The sequence below is a fragment of the Peribacillus asahii genome, from assembly GCF_004006295.1.
Lineage (GTDB): Bacteria > Bacillota > Bacilli > Bacillales > DSM-1321 > Peribacillus > Peribacillus asahii_A.
The window spans coordinates 3,704,144-3,723,041 of the sequence record NZ_CP026095.1 but is presented as its reverse complement, the minus strand read 5'-3'; the positions used below and the strand labels follow the sequence as shown (position 1 = coordinate 3,723,041).

The following is an 18,898-nucleotide window of genomic DNA, read 5'->3' as shown; positions in this document are numbered from 1 at the left end:
AAGATGATGATATTTATATATAGTTATTTATTAGTGCTCGGTCTTGTGCTAGGGTCGTTTTATAATGTTGTCGGGCTTCGGGTTCCGGAGGGGCAGTCGATTGTAAGGCCGCGGTCGCATTGTCCGACGTGTAAGCGAACGCTTAGTACATTGGATTTAGTTCCGGTTTTGTCTTTTGTGTTTTTAAAAGGAACATGTCGTGGATGCGGCAGTAAGATTTCGCCGTTTTATCCAATTATGGAGCTTGCGACGGGAATTTTGTTTATGCTGGCGTTGTATCAGTTTGGTTTGACAGGTGAACTGATTGTCGCCTTGACACTTATTTCACTGTTAGTGATTATATTTGTGTCGGATATGAAGTATATGATTATTCCTGATAAAGTGCTGTTGTTTTTTTTGCCGCTTTTCTTTCTTGAACGGTTGTTCATTCCGCTTACTCCGTGGTGGGACCCATTAGTTGGTGCCTTCTTTGGCTTTGGTTTGTTATTGTTGATTGCCGTCATTAGCAAAGGCGGCATGGGCGGAGGCGATATTAAGCTCTTTTTTGTGATTGGAATTGCGCTCGGGTTTTCGCAAACATTGCTTACCTTTTTGATGGCCACTTTTTTAGGAGCTGTATTTGGTGTAGGCGGGATGCTGCTTGGGAAGCATAAACAAAAAGAGCTCATTCCATTTGGTCCGTTTATTGCAGTTGGGGCTCTTCTTTCTTACTTTTATGGAGAGAACATCATTAGCTGGTATTTCTCGATGTTCATGTAGGCGGTGAAAATATGAATTTTTTACGAAGCAACAGGCAGCATTCTGTTCATTTTACGATTAGCGATTCGTATATTCGTTTTGTCCAGAGCGATCGCAATCGGACGTTTCATACGTATGGACAAAAGTGTCTGCCGCCCGGTGTTGTCGTTGAAGGGCAGATTAAGGAGCGAGACACGCTTGGAATGATTATCGATGAGATGGTGGACAACTGGAAGCTGAAAGGGAGTAAGATGTCGTTTTGTGTTCCCAATGAGTTTGTCATTTTGAGAAAAACAGTTGTCCCGCTTGAAATTATGGAAGAGGAACTGACTGGTTATTTATATATGCAATTAGGAGAAAGCATTCATTTGCCTTTCGAAGATCCACTACTCGTACCTGTTTTATTAAAGGAAACAGAGGAGAATAAAGAAGTGCTTTTGATTGCTTCAAAAGAATCGGTGCTGCAAGAGTTTTCTGAGCTGTTCCGAGAATCTTCATTAAAACCGGTTGTGGCTGACTTATCCATGTTAGCCGCTTATCGCACTTATTTTCATCTTGGGTTAGCAACGAATGATGAACATGTGTTGATGGTTCAAATCGGTTTAAAGACGATGATTCTTTCTGTTTTTCATCAATATAAACCTGTATTTGTCCATCATTTCCGCCCATCATTCTCGGACGAGTCGTTTGAAATTGTTAAGAATAGAAGAGGGGCAGAATACTATACATGTCACGATGACGATGAAACGCTGGCGGGACATGCGCGTGATATTGTGATGGAAATTCAGCGTTTTATCTCCTATTATCGTTTCAATTTAACAGGCGGTAAATACGAAATTTCCAAACTATTAGTGATGGGCGACCATCCTTGTATAGAAGCTTTTTATCGGAATATGAAAGAATCGTTTGAATTTGAAATGGACGTACAATCGATGCTGCAACCGATTTTTCAAACAAAAAAAGGAACCAACATTCCTTCTGTGTATACAGAGTGTATTGGTCTTGCATTAAAGTAGGTGTCTACATGCTAGTTGATATAAATTTATTGCAGAAAAAAGAAAAGAAAGCATCCTTTTTTCTCATTTTTATTCTCGTTGGTGTTATCGTTCTTGTAGCTGCAGGGATTTTTGCGTGGAAGATGTATCAGACACAAGTAGCGAAAGAAAGGCAACTGGAGACGGTGCTTTCACAATATAAAGAAGAAAAGGTATTAAAGGAACAAAGTTTATCTAAAGCCGCAAGTGATAACGGAGTGGAGCAATTGAAGGCGGCGATTACATGGGCGGAAGAAACGGATACATCGACCTCTTTTCTTTTACAACATATCACCTCTTTATTGCCGAAAAGAGGGTATTTTATGAACTTTTCTTTTGCGGAAGGCAAGACGGCAGATTTGTCAATCCAATTCGATAGTTCACGAGAAGCTGCTTTTTATTTAAAAAGCTTGCAGAACTCCCCTTATATTGAAGAAGCGGAATTATTAAGTATAGAGACAGAATCTATCTCCTCTGAAGAAGATACAGTAGAAGAGGAGAATGTATTGCCAAGATATATGGCATCCTATCGTTTTGTTGTGAATGAAAAGGCGCTTCAAGAAGGGGAGGGATCTCCTTGACTTCTAAAACATCCAAGCTTCTTTTGTTTATCTTAACGATGGTTGTTGTTATCGGGGGTGGACTTTATGTATACTTCTTCCACTTTCAGCCGTTGCAACAGAAGGTGAATGAATTAGAAGCATCTATTACAAAAGAAAAGCAAGAATTGGCTATGATAGATGAAACAGGCCAATCTTCTGCGAAAAAAGAGATAGTCAATACAAGTGAGCTGCAACAAAAAATCCCTGTTCAACCTTTAACCGACCAAATTGTGTTATCTCTTGAAGAAGCGGAGGTCGCATCGGGAACGTTGATTACAAGTTTGACGTTTCAAGAAGGAGAGGAAGATGAGCAGCAAAGTTCGGAAACGGAAGACGCTCTCGGTATTGAAAAAGAGACAGAGAAGACAGCTGAAGGCGCAGAGAATCTTCCTGGCGGTGTGAAACAAATCCAAGCAGAGATGACGGTTATCGCTCCTTCTTATAAAGAATTAGAAACGTTTGTGAAAGAGATTGAACAGTTGCCGCGTATGGCAAAAGTAGAGAGCCTTCAATTCGCAGGCACACAAGAAGCAAGAGAACTAGTAGTTGAACCGGAGAATCTTTCTTTTCAGGTTGTCGTTTCTTTCTATTATTATCCGGAATTAGAAGAACTCGTTCAACAGCTACCAAACTACGAAGCACCGCCAGCTAGTGATAAAGAAAATCCTTTATATGAACCAAAAGTAGAAATTCCGCCAAAGAATGAAGCGGAAAAAGGAAACATCGTAGAAAAAGACAATATCACTTACGAAGTGTTTACGTATAAAGTTCAGCCAGGAGACACACTTTTCCGTATCTCGATGCGCTATTACAATAGCCGAGCGGGAGAAGTGTTGATTAAAAAGTGGAATAATATGACGATATTAATGGCGGGAACAAACATTGAAGTTCCAGTGCCAGTGGATGGAGAAAATTGACGAAAGCTATTGTGAACAAGACGACAAAAGTCTTGTTCTTTTTTTTGATCTCTATGATAGCATGGAAAAAAATGCTGCGAAGGGGGGAGAAAACGTGGACAAGTCTAATCAAGAGAATGGGTTTACGATTAAAATTAATGGTCAAGAGAAATCATTTAAAGAACATTCGGCAGCTCCTATAGAAGAAGGGCGAACGGAAGCAGCCGCTGTCGAATCGCCAGATGAAAGTTTCGATTGGGTTCTACCAAATGAAATTATACCGGCGCCGAATTCGAAGAAAAAGGGAAAAATTCATCCTTATCCTCAGCCTCGTCGTCCGTGGAAGTTAAAGACTCCGTTTATACTGGCTATTGTAGCGATTGTTGTTGGAACAAGCCTTGGTGTTCTTGCTATTCGAACGATTACGGCAGAGCAGACTGTTACTCCACCGATAGAAGTTGAAGAAGAAACACCGGCAGTCGTACCACCGGTTGAACAAACAAGTAAAGGGGCAACGGTGCAAACTTTTTTAGTGCAGGGCGGCGTATTTAGTACAGAAGAGGCAGCGAAGGAAGTGCAGGCGACTCTTCAGGCAAAGAAACTTCCAGCCGAAGTGTTTAAGATGGAAAACGAATACTATTTATTTTTAGGTGTCGCGGAAAGTCTAGCTGCCACGAAGGAGCTTGCTCTTGAATATAAAACGCAGGATGTGGATGTATTTTGGAAAGAAATCCGTTTTAAAGCGAAAATCGCAGAGGATGATGCGGCTGTAGACGTATATTCATCGCTTGCGGAACTTTCTGCAGCGAAGCTTCGCAATACTGATTCAAGTGTAGACCTGCAGCAAGTCACGAAGCAGCTCAATGGAGTGCAGTTATCAGGAAACAAAGAAGGTAAGAAGCGATTAATGGAAGCTAGCGAACTATTACAAAAAAATCAAGCGAGCGAGGCTCAAGAGAAGCTGCTTCTATTTTTACAAACGATTGTCTCCTAATATTATTTTTCGGGAAATATCGCAAAGGGGAACCACTATTCCCTTTTGCGACGGCTATTTTTATAGAAGTGAAAAATTGTTTTATAAAGAAATTTGTCGAGCACTCATTTATTTGGTACGATAAAATAGTATCTCCTAATTGTAAAAGAAAGGTGTTTAACGTATATGCAACCATTGATTTTAGCTTCATCTTCCCCACGTCGTAAAGAACTCCTGAAACTTCTTCAAATTCCCTTTCAAAGTATGAATGCCAATGTGAATGAAGATTTTCCAAAACAGATGAAAGCCGATGAAGTCGTCAAGGAATTAGCTTTCCGTAAAGCGTCAGCTATTGCACGTACACATTCCGATCATTGGGTCATTGGCTCGGATACGATTGTCGTTTTAAACGATACGATATTAGGAAAGCCGCTTGACCGTAATGATGCGAAAAGAATGTTAACCGAGCTGTCAGGACAAACACATGAAGTGTATACAGGTGTAGCGATTCTATTTAAGAAAAACAGCACTGTGTTTTTAGAGAAAACGAAGGTCACTTTTTGGGAGCTGTCGGAAGAGGATATTGAACAGTATCTCGATAGCGGCGAATCTTTTGACAAAGCCGGCAGCTATGGCATTCAAGGGTATGGATCATTGTTTGTAAAGCAAATTGAAGGTGATTATTTTTCGGTAGTAGGTCTTCCTGTCTCAAGACTTGCTCGTGAACTAAAGGCAATGCAAGCAAAATGGTCTTCATGCTGAAGACTTAGTACTGGATTTGTTTCGGCGAGCAGTTATTACTTCGGCACGCTCCCTTTAAGTGGATAAAGGAGTGTGAATGCTTGATGTTAATGAGAGAATATCGAAAAGAAGAAAAGCCGCGCGAGAGGTTTTTACAAGATGGTCCGGAAAGCCTCTCTGATCAAGAGTTATTTGCTTTATTACTCAGAACAGGTACGAAGGAAGAGTCGGTTTTACAAATGGCTAACCGACTGATGGATGCGTTTGAGGAATTACGGTTGCTCAAAGAAGCATCGATTGAAGAGTTAACCGCTATTAAAGGAATTGGTGAAGCCAAGGCTATGCAACTGTTGGCAGCTGTAGAACTCGGTAGACGCATCCATCGAGTCAATAATCAAGAACGTTATGTTATTCGCTCCCCGGAAGATGGTGCGAAGTATTGTATGGAAGAGATGCGTTTCTTAACACAAGAGCATTTTGTCTGTTTGTATTTGAATACGAAAAATCAAGTGCTCCATAAGCGAACCATTTTTATTGGCAGCTTAAATGCCTCGATTGTACATCCGCGAGAGATATTCAAAGAAGCCTTTCGAAGATCTGCAGCCTCTATCATTTGTCTCCATAATCATCCCTCCGGAGATCCGGCTCCAAGTAAAGAAGATATTGAAGTAACGAAAAGGCTAGTCGAATGTGGTAAGATAATAGGGATTGACCTATTAGATCATCTTATTATTGGTGAACATAAATATGTGAGCTTAAAGGAAAAAGGTTATTTATGACACTATCAAAATTTTTGTCAATAGGATATAATGTTGTTTGTGATTTTTAAAGAGGAAACTTTTTCAAAGTTAATTATTGTGGGAAGATTGACAAGCTTTCATTGACCTTATATAAGAGCATTTTTTTTACGAAAGGGAGATACGGAGATGTTTGGAATTGGTGCGAGAGATATTGGAATTGACTTGGGAACAGCAAATACGCTTGTTTATGTAAAAGGAAAAGGAATTGTAGTACGAGAGCCGTCTGTTGTTGCTGTACAAACAGATACGAAACAAATTGTCGCTGTTGGGAATGATGCGAAAAACATGATTGGACGAACTCCGGGAAATGTTGTGGCTCTTCGTCCGATGAAAGATGGTGTAATTGCGGATCATGAAACGACAGCTGCAATGCTAAAATATTACATGAAGGAAGCGCAAAAAAAAGGTGTGTTTGGTAATAAACCTTATGTAATGATTTGTGTACCATCGGGGATTACGGCAGTAGAACAGCGTGCGGTTATTGATGCAGCAAGACAAGCAGGTGCACGTGATGCTTATCCGATTGAAGAACCATTTGCAGCGGCAATTGGTGCGGATTTGCCTGTTTGGGAGCCTACAGGCAGCATGGTTGTTGATATCGGTGGGGGAACGACAGAAGTTGCGATTATTTCTCTTGGAGGAATTGTAACAAGCCAATCCGTTCGTGTTGCGGGTGATGAAATGGATGAAGCGATTGTCGCGTATATTCGTAAACATTATAATTTAATGATTGGTGATCGTACATCTGAAGCGATTAAAATGGAAATCGGTTCTGCTGGCGACACAACAGACATCCCGAACATGGAGATTCGTGGCCGCGATTTATTAACAGGGTTACCAAAAACAATTGAAATTACGGCAGAAGAAATTTCACAAGCTTTACGTGATACGGTATCAGCGATTGTAGAATCGGTCAAAAATACATTAGAAAAAACACCGCCAGAGCTTGGTGCGGATATTATGGATCGTGGAATTGTTTTAACCGGCGGTGGAGCATTATTACGCAATTTAGATAAAGTAATTAGCGCGGAAACACAAATGCCTGTGATCATTGCAGAAAATCCATTAGACTGTGTAGCTATTGGAACAGGTAAAGCGTTAGATCATATTCATTTATTTAAAACAAAATCAAAAGATTCTCGCTAATTATATTCGTACTGTTTGGATAAAAATAAGATTAACTATCTTCGGAAGGCAAGGCTGTAACTGCACATTTCTATAAGGTCATATTCGGTTTTTTGTTACACGCTGTAGGATCAGCTATACACATGAAATGTGAACGAATGATTACGATAGGTAAATGTGTTTGATGTAGAGGAAGTCGGCTCGAAATTTTGGTAAAGAGCCGATTTTTTTATGGTATTAGGAAAACGATGAGCCGCTTTAGGCAGTCGCCTAAAAAGGAGTGCAGCCGTGTTCCATACCTAGGCCCTTCAAGTTGTCTAACCAGTCGATGAAGTGAAACTTCACCTTCTGGTTTTTCAGCACTTGTCGCCAATAGTCGGGCGCCTTGTGCTTTCTTAGTAAACTAAAGTAAATTGAGGTGTAGACACCATGCCACAGTTTTTTAATAAAAAACTTCTTCTCTTACTGATTAGTATTATTGTTCTCGTGGCATTGATTGGGTTCTCATTAAGAGAGAGAGAAGAATTAAGTTGGCCCGAGCAGTTTTTAAAAGATACAACGGGTTGGTTTGTGAATGTATTTAATAAGCCTGTATCGGCTGTGACAGGTTTTTTTGGGGACTTAAGTGATCTTCAAAATACATATGAAGAAAATCAAAAATTAAAAGAGCGCCTCGATGAGTATGTTTTATTAAAAACACAAGTTCAGGATTTAAAAGAAGAGAATCAAGAACTGCGCAAAATTTTGAAAAAAGAAGATGATTTAAAGCAATACTCATCGATTCATGCCGCAGTCATTGGGCGTAATCCAGATCGTTGGCACGAAATCCTGACGATTAACCAAGGGAAAATAAATGGTGTCGAAAAGGATATGGCTGTTATAACGGCAACAGGTTTAATTGGAAAGGTTAAAAATGTTGGGCAATTCTCAGCTTCCGTTCAATTATTAACATCTATGGATACAGCCAATCGAGTTTCCGCTTATGTTCAAGGCGATAAAAAAGCATTTGGGTTGATTGAGGGCTTCGATGAGAAAACAAATCTGTTATTAATGAATAAGATTCCTTACAATAAAAAAATCAAAAAAGGTTCTTACGTTGTAACATCTGGTTATGGCGGCGTATTTCCTAAAGGATTGTTAATCGGAAAAGTAGTGGATGTAAAGGTGAATCAATATGGGTTGAATCAAACTGCTTATCTTGAACCATCGACCGATTTTTATGATATTAGTGATGTAATCGTTGTGAAACGGAATGTAGCCAATCAAATGGAAGAAATTCAATTGGAGGAGGAAGAAGAGTGAAGCATTTCATCCTTTCTCTGATTGCCTTGATTTTCTTTGTCTTCGATAGCATTTTTGCACAATTATTTGCCAGTGAGTTGTTCGGAAAAGGAAACATCTTGGTTCCACATTTTATGATGGTATTTATCTTTTTTCTAACCATTTTTGGTTCAAGAAGATATGGTATGATTTACGGAGCAGCTCTTGGACTTGCTTATGATGTTGTGTATACAGAAATTCTCGGGATTTTTATGTTTTTAATTCCTTTTTTAGCATACTTGATGGCTAAGTGTATGAAAGTCTTGCAATCTAATTGGTTGATTGTCATTGTCATATCGACTGTATTTATTGCGATTTCAGAAATGATTGTTTATGAAATGAACGTAATTATGTCGTTTGCTGCATTAACCTTTGCGGAATTTGCAGAGCGGAGATTGTGGCCAACTGCATTGTTGAATTTAGTGTTTATTATCGCAAGTTATTATCCAATCCAAAAACTTATTCGAAAAATTGTGACAAAAAGTGAAATGGAGTCTTGAATTTTTCTGCTTTTGCCAAGTGAGAAAAAGGAAAAATGTTTTCTTGTGTCGAATTATATTTCATTGAGGTGAAACAAACGTCATGAATAAAAGGATTCAGCAAAATGTAATGATAAAAGGGACAAAAGACGGGTTTATGCTTCATCTCGATGATTCTTGTTCCTTTTCCGAATTGTTAAAAGAACTAGCAGCGAAGCTATCTGAGAATTATCAGTTTCAAGAAAATGATCCCGTTCTTTCTGTGAAGCTGCATACAGGTAATCGCTATTTAACTCCAGAACAAGAGAACCAAATAAAAGAGGTTATTCATAAACAGAAAAAACTAACGGTTTCAGATATTCTTTGTAATGTTGTGACGGTAGAAAAAGCAAAGCATTGGAAAGAAGAAAATCAAGTGACGACGCTTAATAAAGTTGTTCGTTCTGGACAAATTATAGAGGTTCCGGGTGACTTATTATTGATTGGTGATGTGAATCCTGCTGGTACGGTTCGAGCAGGAGGCAGCATTTTTATTATGGGGCAATTGAAGGGCATTGCTCATGCTGGTTTTTATGGGAATAATCAAGCGGTTATTGCGGCATCTGTTATGACACCTGCACAATTGCGGATTGCGGACCAAATAAACGTAGCACCTGATCAGAAAAAAGGTCATGAAGTGAAATGTGCTTTCATGAATGATGATGAAATTATTATAGATAAGCTACATGTACTGAGGAAATATAGACCAAATTTTAATAGATTAGAAGGGGGACTCTAATCGTGGGAGAGGCAATCGTAATTACATCTGGAAAAGGCGGCGTTGGGAAAACAACTACGTCTGCCAATTTAGGAACATCATTAGCTCTTCTAGGCAAAAAGGTTTGCTTAATTGATACAGATATTGGTCTGCGAAACTTAGATGTTATTCTGGGACTAGACAATCGTATTATTTACGATTTAGTAGATGTTGTAGAAGAGCGTTGTAAGATTCATCAAGCGCTTATTAAAGATAAACACTTTGAAGATTTATTATATTTGCTTCCTGCACCGCAAACGCGTGACAAATCAGCCGTTAATGAAGAACAAATGTGTAAGCTTATTAACGATTTAAAGCCAGATTATGATTATATTATCATCGATTGTCCAGCGGGTATTGAACAAGGGTTTCGCAATGCGATTGCGGGAGCAGATAAGGCGATTATTGTGACAACCCCGGAAAGACCGGCGGTGTATGACGCGGACCGTATTATCGGGTTGTTAGAAAAAGAAGAGCATATTGAGGCTCCTAAATTAATTATTAATCGTATCCGTGGTCATTTGCTTAATGAGGATGAGGAAATGGATATTAACGGTGTGACCGATTTTTTGAAAGTCGATTTACTAGGTATTATTCCTGATGATGATCAAGTCATTGTTGCGGCCAATAGAAAAGAGCCAATTGCTTATGACCCTAATAATCGAGTGTCAATTGCTTATCGAAACATAGCTCGCCGTATTTTAGGCGAGTCTATTCCATTGACACCGATTGGTGAAGAACGAAAAGGCTTTATTGCAAAAGTGAAGAAATTTTTCGGTGCGCGTGTATAGTTTGTATGTACTCTATATACATATAAGAGGCTGTTTTGAGAGCCTCCTTTCGCATGGTAAGTGAATAATGAGGCATGACTTTATGCCGGATTTTCTATCGTGTTCATGAAGAAAGCGTGATTAAAAGGTCGAGTGCAGGACCTTTTGAATCACGCTTTTTTCTATTATAGAATCATTGAATCATTGAATCATTGAATGGTGGCTAAGTGCTTAGCCCATTAAGGTCGCGTTCTACCCAGACGATGAAAGGTCAAAGGGCGGCTTCACTTCTAGGCCCGTAAGCTGCTTTGGAGGCTGAATAAAGCGTTGTCCTAAAGGCTATGTGAAAAGGTGGGCAGATGCAAAAGGATTCTTTAGGCAGCTATGTTTTCATCATTGGTTTACAGGTATACTCCGGACAAGTTCATCATAAGTTTGTTAAAGAAGCTTGGGATTTGCAAGGGGGAGATGGCGGAATGGATAATCGCAGAAAAAATATCCGTGATCGAATTGAAAAGCGACGGAAAATCAGTGAACGAAAGACGGAAGGTGCTTGGAGGCATGTGGATAACCATGATGAAGATTTGTACACATATACAGCCTATGAGAGTAGTCCGGATCATCCACTGTTTAAAAAAGAATATTTTCTCTTTAAAATGTTAGCGGCTGTTTGTTTGTTTTTAATTATAGCGGTTATCTTTAAGCATCCGTCACAGCAATTGGATACAGCAAGAGATTACGTTTCTAAGACGATGGAACAAGATTTTCAATTTGCCTCGATTTCTAGCTGGTATGAATCGACTTTTGGGAAGCCAATTGCTTTTTTGCCACAGGAGAAAGAGAATGAAACAGAAACGGTTAATGAGTCGTATGCACTGCCTGCCACGGCTAAAATTACACAAACTTTTGAGACAAATGGAGAAGGTATTATCGTTGAAACAACGAAGGGCTCGATGGTATCGGCAATCAATGAAGGGTTTGTGACATTTGCTGGGGTGAAGGAAGGGATTGGGAAAACGATTATTGTTCAACATGAAAATAAAAGTGAGTCATGGTATGGACAATTAGAATCGTTTGATGTGGGCTTATATGAGCCGATTAAAAAAGGGCAACAAATCGGACAGGTTACAGGAAGTGAAGACGGTTCAAAAGGAACGTTTTATTTAGCAATCAAAGAAAATGGAGCTTTTATTGATCCAAAACAGGTGATTTCCTTTGAATGAGTATGGAAAACTGCTGCTCAAAATCAATGTGCATCCAACGCTTTGGTTTGTTGTCGGCATTTCGGTTCTTACAGCTCATTTTATAGAAATGATGATGCTTCTTGTGATTGTATTCGTTCATGAAATGGGGCATGCTGTTTGTGCCCAATATTTTAAATGGAGGATTAAGTCCATTAAGCTTTTGCCATTTGGTGGTACGCTTGAAACAGAGGAGTATGGAAATAAAAGTTTAAAAGAAGATATAGCGGTTGTTCTTGCAGGCCCCTTGCAGCATATTTGGTTAATTGGAGGAGCGTATATTCTTTATCTGCTCTCTTTTCTTTCCTATGACGTCTATCAGGTATTTTTTCATATGAACATTATTTTATTCTTATTTAATCTACTTCCGATTTGGCCCTTAGATGGAGGGCGTTTACTTTTTAACGGAATAGCTTTATATGTTTCCTTTCTTGAGGCGCAGAAATATACGCTTTATATATCTGCTATTTTTGCCGTTCTTGCTTTTGTAATATGGATGGTCCTTGATCCTCTTAACTTAAATGCATGGATGATTGCTTTCTTTCTTAGTATCTCGCTTTTACTTGAATGGCGTCAGCGTTATTATGCTTTTATGCGCTTCTTACTTCAACGGCACTATGGGCATAGCAAAGACTTAGTGACATTGAAGCCGATTAGAGTGGATGTCAATGAACCCATCTATAAAGTGTTAGAGCTATTTCAACGTGGATGTAAACATTCCATTATTGTGATGAAAAATGGCAAAGAAAGCGGCACATTAGATGAGACAGAGCTTTTATATGCTTATTTTTCTCAAAAGAGGACAGAAGATAGAATCGGTGACCTGTTATATTCTTATTAAGTATGGTATCCTTTCTTCAAAATAGAGAAAGGATTTTTTTATGAAAAAAATAATTGCCAACTTGTCGTCGCGTGAAAAGCGATATGCGGTGTTGGAGCAAAATGAAGTGATGAAAATAGAGAGCATGCCGCCAAATCAATTGAGTGCGGTAGGCAATATATATATGGGAAAAGTAGCGAAAGTTCTGCCCGGCATGGATGCGGTATTTGTCGATTACGGGGCAGAGAGGCATGGCTTTCTTCACCGAGACGAATTACCGGCTTTTCAGCTTGCTGATAAACCATTGAAAGGAGGAACAATCAGTCAGTATATCCGTCAAGGAGAGAAGCTGCTCGTACAGGTGAAACGAGACGAGACAGGAAATAAAGGGGCTAAGTTATCAGGCTTGATTGAGCTGTCATCTTCATCTTTAGTATACATAGCGGGCTTAGATTATGTTGGTGTTTCGAAAAAGTTCCAACATGAAGATCGGCAAAAGTATTGGAGAAACCTAGCTTTTCAACATAAGAACCAAGATGAAGGACTTATTATTCGGACATCCATGGAGAATCAAAGTGAGGAGTCTTTTGTTCACATACTGCACGCCCTTCGCGAACAGTATAATGAGTTACATAAACAGGCTCGCGCTTTAAAACATCCTGGATTAGTACTGCAAAAGGACACATTCGTCGAATTATTGTTAGCTGAGATGGACAAAGGAGAGCAGGGAGAAATTATTTTGGATGATTTTAATCTGTATCAGGAGCTGTCTAAACAAGCTTCAAGCGGTGGTGGGACATGGAAAATTTCATATGAGGCAGGGCCGAAAAATATTTTTTTCGAGCATCACCTTGATATTCAGTTGTCCAAGGCAATGAAGAAAATCGTTTGGCTTGAGAATGGGAGCTATTTAATTTTTGAAGAAACAGAAGCCTTCACAGTGATTGATGTAAATACCGGGAAATTTACTGGTAAAACTGAAAAAGAAGAAACGTTATTTCAAACAAATCTTCTAGCTGCGAAAGAAGCAGCTAGACAGCTTCGTCTTCGCAATATTGGCGGGATTGTACTCATTGATTTTATTAATATGGACAGCCGCCAGCATCAGCAAGAAGTGATGAAGCTGATGAAACAGGAAACGGTGAAGGATGACAGGCGTGTCAAAGTCATTGGTTTTACAGAACTCGGCATTCTACAATTGACTCGAAAGCGGACTTCTCCTTCTCTATATGAAAGAACAACTGTTAGCTGTACAGTTTGCGGCGGCAGCGGAAAAGTTCTAAGTCCAGAAACAGTTGCTTTTCAATTAGAGCGAGAATTAATGGAACATCGAAAAACGGATGATGAAGCGGTATGGGTGGAAGTGAATCAAGCGGTTGCGGATGTTTTATTGGGAGAAAAAGAGATCTACCGCCCCATTTTAGAAGAAGCGATTGCGAAAAAACTTGTTCTTTCGATTAGTAGTACACCGCTGAATCAATATCATATTAAACGATTCGGGAGCTATCAGGAAATTTATGAAGCATCTCGTTTAACGTATTGACAAATAGTTTGCTTGCATGGTAGACTTGTAACGTTATGTTTGTAGCACCCGTGCTACAACCGCTCATATCAGGTTTTAAGTTTTATTTTATGTAAAACGCCTGTACATGGCGAGTCTGAGACATTCAAGGAGGTGCAGGTATGTACGCAATTATTGAAACTGGCGGTAAACAAGTAAAAGTAGCAGCTGGTGAAGCAGTTTACATCGAAAAAGTAAACGCAGAAGCAGGCGAAACTGTTACATTTGACAAAGTTTTATTCGTAGGTGGCGAAAACGTGAAAGTTGGTGCTCCATTCGTGGAAGGCGCTACTGTAACGGCTAAAGTTGAAAAACAAGGTCGTCAAAAGAAAATCACGGTTTTCAAATACAAAGCGAAGAAAAACAATCGTAAAAAACAAGGTCATCGTCAACCATACACTAAAGTTGTAATTGAAGCAATCAACGCGTAAGGCTGATTTAAGATGATTAAAGTAACCTTTAATGTTCCCGATGAACGAATTACTTCGTTTACAATGAGTGGACATGCTGATTTCGCTAAAAAAGGTTCCGATATTGTTTGCGCTGGTGCATCCACTGTTTCATTTGGAATGGTGAATGCAATTATGTCCTTAACGGATGTAGAACCGGAGATTGAGTTAGGCAAAGATGGTGGATATCTTCGCTGTGTGATTCCAGAGAATCTTTCAACGGAATCCGAAGAAAAGGTACAGCTTCTTTTAAATGCCTTGCTTATATCATTGCAAACTCTTGAACGTGATTATGGTAAATACATTCAAATTACTCTTAGTAAATAGGAGGTGGAACATATGTTAAGATTAGATCTTCAGTTCTTCGCATCGAAGAAAGGGGTAGGTTCTACAAAGAACGGTCGTGATTCACAAGCTAAGCGTTTAGGCGCTAAGCGTGCGGATGGTCAATTCGTTTCTGGTGGTTCTATCCTTTACCGTCAACGCGGAACAAAAATCTATCCAGGTGAGAACGTAGGCCGTGGTGGAGACGATACTCTATACGCAAAAGTAGACGGTGTTGTACGTTTCGAGCGTTTCGGACGTGACCGCAAAAAAGTAAGCGTATATCCAGTTGCACAAGAAGCATAATTGCATCTTTGAAATTAGGATGACTCAAAAGGGTCTGATTCCTTCTACTGATAATATATATCGCGATATTGTTGGATATATATTGCTTAGATGGAATCGGCCCTTTATTTTTTATTTTGGCTTTGTTCAATCATAGTGTTGCTGACACAATTTTTGGTGAAAATGAGCCGAAAATCAATAGTGCCTTACAACAAAGCCTTAATTTTTGCTCTACCATCGTCCAAAGAATTCAAAGGAGCAAGATTTGTTTTTTTTGGACGGGGGCATTCATGTCATTTATGAACGAGTATTCATGACCGGACTTGTGCATTTTTGATATACTGGTAAATAGCAGCATGATAGAGCTTGAAGAGAAGTTTTTGTCCGGAATTAATGGGAGTGAGTGCTCTGTTAGAGGCAAGCTTTATAAAAGTTCCATTGATTCAACTGATACTCTAAGGAGTGAAATTTCATGTTATCATACATTGAAGGTGTTAATAATGGATAAAAGTTGGACAACTGTCGAAGTACTTCGACAAACGCGGCATGATTGGTTAAATAAAATCCAAATTATTAAAGGCAATTTGGAATTAAATAAGATTGATCGTGTAAAAGGGTTTATTGAAGAAATTATTATTGAAACGCAGCAAGAAGCTCGGCTTTCTAGTTTAAATATGCCAAAATTTAGCGAACTGCTAATGACGGCAAATTGGGAAAATTGGACGTTCAATTTTGAATATGAAATCGTAGATGTTTTTGAAGCATCTGAATCCATGGATGAATTGATGTATCAATGGACGAGAAGCTACTTTCAGTTATTAGGAGAACAGTTAAATCCGTTTACTGAAAATATGCTTACGATAGAGGTTTCTAAAAAAGAAATCAGAAATATGTGTTGTTCTTTCCATTTACAAGGCAAGCTAAAAGAGCAGGACACTGTGACAAAGTTTCTGACTAATTCACTAACAGAGCAGCAAACAGTTAATGTGCAATCGTTGAGTGAAGAGGAGCTTTTTTTCACAATGGACGTGAGGTTTGAATAAGAAATGACGCATACAGCAAGATAGTACATATAGAAAACAAGGAAGTGATAGCATGTTTGTCGATCAAGTCAAAGTGTTTGTAAAAGGTGGAGATGGCGGTAACGGAATGGTTGCATATCGTCGTGAAAAATATGTACCAAAAGGTGGCCCAGCAGGCGGAGATGGCGGTAACGGAGCGAACGTTGTGTTTGAAGTAGAGGAAGGTTTACGAACATTAATGGATTTCCGTTATCAACGTCATTTTAAAGCATCGCGCGGCGAGCACGGAATGTCGAAAAATCAACATGGTCGAAATGCACAGGATATGGTTGTGAAAGTTCCACCAGGTACGGTTATTATTGACGATGATACGAAAGAAGTAATTGCCGATTTAGTCGAGCATGGACAGCGTGCCGTTATTGCTAAAGGCGGTCGCGGCGGTCGCGGGAACTCTCGTTTTGCTACACCAGCTAACCCTGCTCCAGAGATTGCTGAAAATGGTGAGCCAGGGCAAGAGCGCTATATTGTAATGGAATTAAAATTACTTGCTGATGTAGGTTTAGTTGGTTTTCCAAGTGTAGGGAAATCGACATTATTATCTGTTGTGTCAGCAGCGAAGCCAAAGATTGCTGAATATCACTTTACGACGATTGTGCCGAATCTAGGTGTAGTTGAAACAGAAGATAATCGAAGCTTTGTTATGGCTGACCTGCCAGGTTTAATTGAAGGGGCATCGGAAGGTGTTGGACTCGGTCACCAGTTTTTACGCCATATTGAAAGAACGAGAGTCATCGTTCATGTGATTGATATGTCTGGTCTTGAAGGTCGCGACCCTTACGAGGACTATCAAACGATTAACAAAGAGTTGCAGGAATATAACTTGCGTTTAACCGAGCGTCCGCAAATTATTGTGGCAAGTAAAATGGATATGCCAGATTCAGAAGAAAATTTGGCGGTATTTAAAGAGAAATTACAAGAAGATTATCCGATTTTCCCAATTTCAGCTTTAACACGAGAAGGAATTCGGGAGCTGTTGTTTGCGATTGCAGATAAGTTAGAAGAGACACCAGAATTCCCGCTTGATCATGATGAAGATGAAGATAAAGGGGTTCATCGAGTATTATATAAACATGAAACGCAACAAGATGAGTTTGACATTACGCGCGAGCCAGATGGCAGCTTTGCTGTTTCTGGATTTAAAATCGAGCGTCTATTTAAAATGACGGATTTCAGTCGTGAAGAATCTGTTCGCCGTTTTGCAAGACAGCTTCGTTCATTCGGAGTGGATGAAGCCCTTCGTCAAAGAGGAGCAACAGATGGTGATATTGTTCGTATTTTAGAATATGAATTTGAATTTGTTGATTAATAACGGTTGGGCAGAGGGGGAAGGTAAGTGAACGGCATTGATAAGAAGTTTTTCCTCGTTCGCGAAGATGTCCTTCCAGAGGCCATGAAGAAAACGTTAGATGCTAAGGAAATGCTTGAACGCGGTAAAGTAGAATCTGTTTGGGAAGCAGTTCAGCGTGTGGATTTAAGTCGAAGTGCTTTTTATAAATATCGCGATACGGTATTTCCCTTTCATACAATTGTGAAAGAAAAGTTGATTACGCTCTTCTTTTATCTTGAAGATCGTTCAGGCACTTTGTCAGAGCTATTACGAGTCGTTGCGTTGTCTGGCTGCAACATTATGACGATTCACCAAACGATTCCTTTGCAAGGACGTGCCAATGTTACGCTTTCTTTAAATACGGCTGGAATGACGATGGACATTGATGAATTACTTACCACATTTCGAAAAATGGAGTTTGTTGAAAAAGTTGAAATATTAGGAAATGGTGCGTAATGATGGAGCCCGTGCATATCAATTGTACGGGCTTTTTTGCGTATAAAGAAGAAAGGGTAGATAATTTGTACGGGGTTAAAGTATTGTAAAAAGTCTGAAAATAGCATAAAATAAAGGGATATATCTAATGGTAAATAACGATAACAGGCCTGTAAATAGGGCAAATAGCTATATTGTCGTGAAAAAAGGAGAGTTTTTAGATGTCGCACAAAATTGCTTTTCTCGGACCTAAGGCTACATTCACAGATTTAGCGGTCTCTCGGCTTTTTCCGAATGAATTAAAAATGCCAAAGGCTACAATTCCAGATTGTATCGACGCTATTCAAGAAGGAGAAGCTGATATTGCTGTTGTTCCAATTGAGAATGCATTAGAAGGTTCCGTTAATATTACAATTGATTATTTAATTCATGAGGTTCAGCTTCCGATTCAGGGAGAAGTGATTACACCGATCCAGCAGCATTTTATGGTGCATCCAGATCAGGCTGTACCTGGTTTTAAACCAGACATGATTTACTCACACCCGCATGCTATTGCACAGTGTCATAAATTTTTACATAAGGAATGGAAAGGTATTCCATGTGAAGAAGTGACATCAACAGCAGCGGCAGCGAAAATGGTTAGTGAGCAACCGGAACGAAAGATTGCTGCAATTGCGAATGAATTAGCGGCCGAGGAATATGGATTAACGATTGTTCAACATAATGTTCATGATTATTCTTATAATCATACGAAGTTCATCGTCGTGTCGAAGGAGAGTGTCGACTATAAAGGGCATGTAACGGTTAATCGAGGCTGGAAAACGACGCTGATGGTGATGCTTCCTGCTGACCATTCTGGAGCCCTTCACCAAGTGCTTTCAGCGTTTGCATGGCGCAAATTGAACTTGTCCAAAATTGAATCCCGCCCAATGAAAACGGGATTAGGAAATTACTTCTTTATTATTGATGTGGAAATGGCGCTTGATGAAGTGCTTATTCCAGGTACTATTTCTGAATTAGAAGCACTTGGTTGTAAGGTTTCTATTCTTGGAAGTTATCCGAGCTTCGCTGTGGAGACAGCTGTGAAGATGGGATAAGGA

General features: G+C 39.5%; 22 protein-coding genes and 1 other annotated feature. All 22 genes read left to right on the top strand.

The window, feature by feature from the left end:
• Window positions 1-6 precede the first annotated feature (6 nt).
• The 22 genes from BAOM_RS18360 to pheA all read left to right on the top strand — a co-directional run bounded on the left by BAOM_RS18360 (window position 7) and on the right by pheA (window position 18,895).
• A complete protein-coding gene (locus tag BAOM_RS18360; protein WP_127762634.1) occupies window positions 7-759 on the top strand; it encodes a prepilin peptidase in 753 nt (250 codons plus the stop codon).
• 11 nt (window positions 760-770) lie between these two features.
• Window positions 771-1,754 (top strand): type IV pilus biogenesis protein PilM, encoded by a 984-nt coding sequence (pilM, locus tag BAOM_RS18355; protein WP_127761521.1) that lies wholly within the window; start codon window positions 771-773, stop codon window positions 1,752-1,754.
• Window positions 1,755-1,762: 8 nt separating this feature from the next.
• Window positions 1,763-2,353: a PilN domain-containing protein gene (locus BAOM_RS18350; protein ID WP_127761520.1), complete on the top strand. Its 591-nt coding sequence runs from the start codon at window positions 1,763-1,765 to the stop codon at window positions 2,351-2,353.
• Window positions 2,350-3,291 (top strand): LysM peptidoglycan-binding domain-containing protein, encoded by a 942-nt coding sequence (locus BAOM_RS18345; RefSeq protein ID WP_127761519.1) that lies wholly within the window; start codon window positions 2,350-2,352, stop codon window positions 3,289-3,291. Before BAOM_RS18350 ends, BAOM_RS18345 begins: the two co-directional genes overlap by 4 nt.
• A gap of 94 nt (window positions 3,292-3,385) precedes the next feature.
• Window positions 3,386-4,264 carry a hypothetical protein gene (locus tag BAOM_RS18340; RefSeq protein WP_127761518.1) on the top strand — a complete coding sequence of 293 codons (879 nt, stop codon included), beginning with the start codon at window positions 3,386-3,388 and terminating at the stop codon, window positions 4,262-4,264.
• A 165-nt stretch (window positions 4,265-4,429) separates the two neighbouring features.
• Complete coding sequence (locus BAOM_RS18335; protein WP_127761517.1) at window positions 4,430-5,005, top strand: Maf family protein; 576 nt, start codon at window positions 4,430-4,432, stop codon at window positions 5,003-5,005.
• An 83-nt stretch (window positions 5,006-5,088) separates the two neighbouring features.
• The gene (radC, locus tag BAOM_RS18330; protein ID WP_127762633.1) at window positions 5,089-5,763 is read left to right on the top strand and encodes a RadC family protein; all 675 of its coding nucleotides are present in this window, start codon (window positions 5,089-5,091) and stop codon (window positions 5,761-5,763) included.
• Between the two features lie 147 nt (window positions 5,764-5,910).
• Window positions 5,911-6,930, top strand: coding sequence for a rod shape-determining protein (locus tag BAOM_RS18325; RefSeq protein WP_127761516.1), 1,020 nt, complete (start codon window positions 5,911-5,913; stop codon window positions 6,928-6,930).
• Window positions 6,931-7,338: 408 nt separating this feature from the next.
• Window positions 7,339-8,211: a rod shape-determining protein MreC gene (mreC, locus tag BAOM_RS18320; RefSeq protein ID WP_127761515.1), complete on the top strand. Its 873-nt coding sequence runs from the start codon at window positions 7,339-7,341 to the stop codon at window positions 8,209-8,211.
• Complete coding sequence (gene mreD / locus BAOM_RS18315) at window positions 8,208-8,729, top strand: rod shape-determining protein MreD (RefSeq protein ID WP_164853287.1); 522 nt, start codon at window positions 8,208-8,210, stop codon at window positions 8,727-8,729. Before mreC ends, mreD begins: the two co-directional genes overlap by 4 nt.
• A gap of 82 nt (window positions 8,730-8,811) precedes the next feature.
• Entirely contained in the window at window positions 8,812-9,486 is a 675-nt protein-coding gene (gene minC, locus BAOM_RS18310) for a septum site-determining protein MinC (RefSeq protein WP_127761513.1), read from the top strand.
• 2 nt (window positions 9,487-9,488) lie between these two features.
• Window positions 9,489-10,295, top strand: coding sequence for a septum site-determining protein MinD (gene minD, locus BAOM_RS18305; RefSeq protein WP_127761512.1), 807 nt, complete (start codon window positions 9,489-9,491; stop codon window positions 10,293-10,295).
• Window positions 10,296-10,633: 338 nt separating this feature from the next.
• Window positions 10,634-11,497: a M23 family metallopeptidase gene (locus BAOM_RS18300; protein WP_252282598.1), complete on the top strand. Its 864-nt coding sequence runs from the start codon at window positions 10,634-10,636 to the stop codon at window positions 11,495-11,497.
• Window positions 11,490-12,356, top strand: a complete 867-nt coding sequence (locus tag BAOM_RS18295) for a M50 family metallopeptidase (protein ID WP_127761511.1) — start codon at window positions 11,490-11,492, stop codon at window positions 12,354-12,356. The genes BAOM_RS18300 and BAOM_RS18295 overlap by 8 nt, the downstream gene beginning before the upstream one ends.
• A gap of 40 nt (window positions 12,357-12,396) precedes the next feature.
• A complete protein-coding gene (locus tag BAOM_RS18290; protein ID WP_127761510.1) occupies window positions 12,397-13,878 on the top strand; it encodes an Rne/Rng family ribonuclease in 1,482 nt (493 codons plus the stop codon).
• 47 nt (window positions 13,879-13,925) lie between these two features.
• Window positions 13,926-14,005: a sequence feature (ribosomal protein L21 leader region), on the top strand.
• Between the two features lie 13 nt (window positions 14,006-14,018).
• On the top strand, window positions 14,019-14,327 hold the full coding sequence (rplU, locus tag BAOM_RS18285; RefSeq protein WP_119116034.1) for a 50S ribosomal protein L21: 309 nt from the start codon (window positions 14,019-14,021) through the stop codon (window positions 14,325-14,327).
• 12 nt (window positions 14,328-14,339) lie between these two features.
• Window positions 14,340-14,672: a ribosomal-processing cysteine protease Prp gene (locus BAOM_RS18280; RefSeq protein ID WP_127761509.1), complete on the top strand. Its 333-nt coding sequence runs from the start codon at window positions 14,340-14,342 to the stop codon at window positions 14,670-14,672.
• 12 nt (window positions 14,673-14,684) lie between these two features.
• Window positions 14,685-14,975, top strand: coding sequence for a 50S ribosomal protein L27 (gene rpmA, locus BAOM_RS18275; RefSeq protein WP_119116036.1), 291 nt, complete (start codon window positions 14,685-14,687; stop codon window positions 14,973-14,975).
• Window positions 14,976-15,454: 479 nt separating this feature from the next.
• A complete protein-coding gene (locus tag BAOM_RS18270; protein ID WP_127761508.1) occupies window positions 15,455-15,997 on the top strand; it encodes a Spo0B C-terminal domain-containing protein in 543 nt (180 codons plus the stop codon).
• A gap of 52 nt (window positions 15,998-16,049) precedes the next feature.
• The gene (gene obgE / locus BAOM_RS18265) at window positions 16,050-17,342 is read left to right on the top strand and encodes a GTPase ObgE (protein WP_127761507.1); all 1,293 of its coding nucleotides are present in this window, start codon (window positions 16,050-16,052) and stop codon (window positions 17,340-17,342) included.
• A 27-nt stretch (window positions 17,343-17,369) separates the two neighbouring features.
• Window positions 17,370-17,819: an ACT domain-containing protein gene (locus tag BAOM_RS18260; protein ID WP_119116039.1), complete on the top strand. Its 450-nt coding sequence runs from the start codon at window positions 17,370-17,372 to the stop codon at window positions 17,817-17,819.
• A gap of 200 nt (window positions 17,820-18,019) precedes the next feature.
• Window positions 18,020-18,895 carry a prephenate dehydratase gene (gene pheA / locus BAOM_RS18255; protein WP_127761506.1) on the top strand — a complete coding sequence of 292 codons (876 nt, stop codon included), beginning with the start codon at window positions 18,020-18,022 and terminating at the stop codon, window positions 18,893-18,895.
• Window positions 18,896-18,898 lie beyond the last annotated feature (3 nt).

Coding starts and splice junctions, on each gene's coding strand:
- BAOM_RS18360 (WP_127762634.1), top strand. CDS start 7: ATGATATTTATATATAGTTATTTATTAGTGCTCGGTCTTGTGCTAGGG.
- pilM (WP_127761521.1), top strand. CDS start 771: ATGAATTTTTTACGAAGCAACAGGCAGCATTCTGTTCATTTTACGATT.
- BAOM_RS18350 (WP_127761520.1), top strand. CDS start 1,763: ATGCTAGTTGATATAAATTTATTGCAGAAAAAAGAAAAGAAAGCATCC.
- BAOM_RS18335 (WP_127761517.1), top strand. CDS start 4,430: ATGCAACCATTGATTTTAGCTTCATCTTCCCCACGTCGTAAAGAACTC.
- radC (WP_127762633.1), top strand. CDS start 5,089: ATGTTAATGAGAGAATATCGAAAAGAAGAAAAGCCGCGCGAGAGGTTT.
- BAOM_RS18325 (WP_127761516.1), top strand. CDS start 5,911: ATGTTTGGAATTGGTGCGAGAGATATTGGAATTGACTTGGGAACAGCA.
- mreC (WP_127761515.1), top strand. CDS start 7,339: ATGCCACAGTTTTTTAATAAAAAACTTCTTCTCTTACTGATTAGTATT.
- minC (WP_127761513.1), top strand. CDS start 8,812: ATGAATAAAAGGATTCAGCAAAATGTAATGATAAAAGGGACAAAAGAC.
- BAOM_RS18300 (WP_252282598.1), top strand. CDS start 10,634: ATGCAAAAGGATTCTTTAGGCAGCTATGTTTTCATCATTGGTTTACAG.
- BAOM_RS18290 (WP_127761510.1), top strand. CDS start 12,397: ATGAAAAAAATAATTGCCAACTTGTCGTCGCGTGAAAAGCGATATGCG.
- rplU (WP_119116034.1), top strand. CDS start 14,019: ATGTACGCAATTATTGAAACTGGCGGTAAACAAGTAAAAGTAGCAGCT.
- BAOM_RS18280 (WP_127761509.1), top strand. CDS start 14,340: ATGATTAAAGTAACCTTTAATGTTCCCGATGAACGAATTACTTCGTTT.
- rpmA (WP_119116036.1), top strand. CDS start 14,685: ATGTTAAGATTAGATCTTCAGTTCTTCGCATCGAAGAAAGGGGTAGGT.
- BAOM_RS18270 (WP_127761508.1), top strand. CDS start 15,455: ATGGATAAAAGTTGGACAACTGTCGAAGTACTTCGACAAACGCGGCAT.
- obgE (WP_127761507.1), top strand. CDS start 16,050: ATGTTTGTCGATCAAGTCAAAGTGTTTGTAAAAGGTGGAGATGGCGGT.
- pheA (WP_127761506.1), top strand. CDS start 18,020: ATGTCGCACAAAATTGCTTTTCTCGGACCTAAGGCTACATTCACAGAT.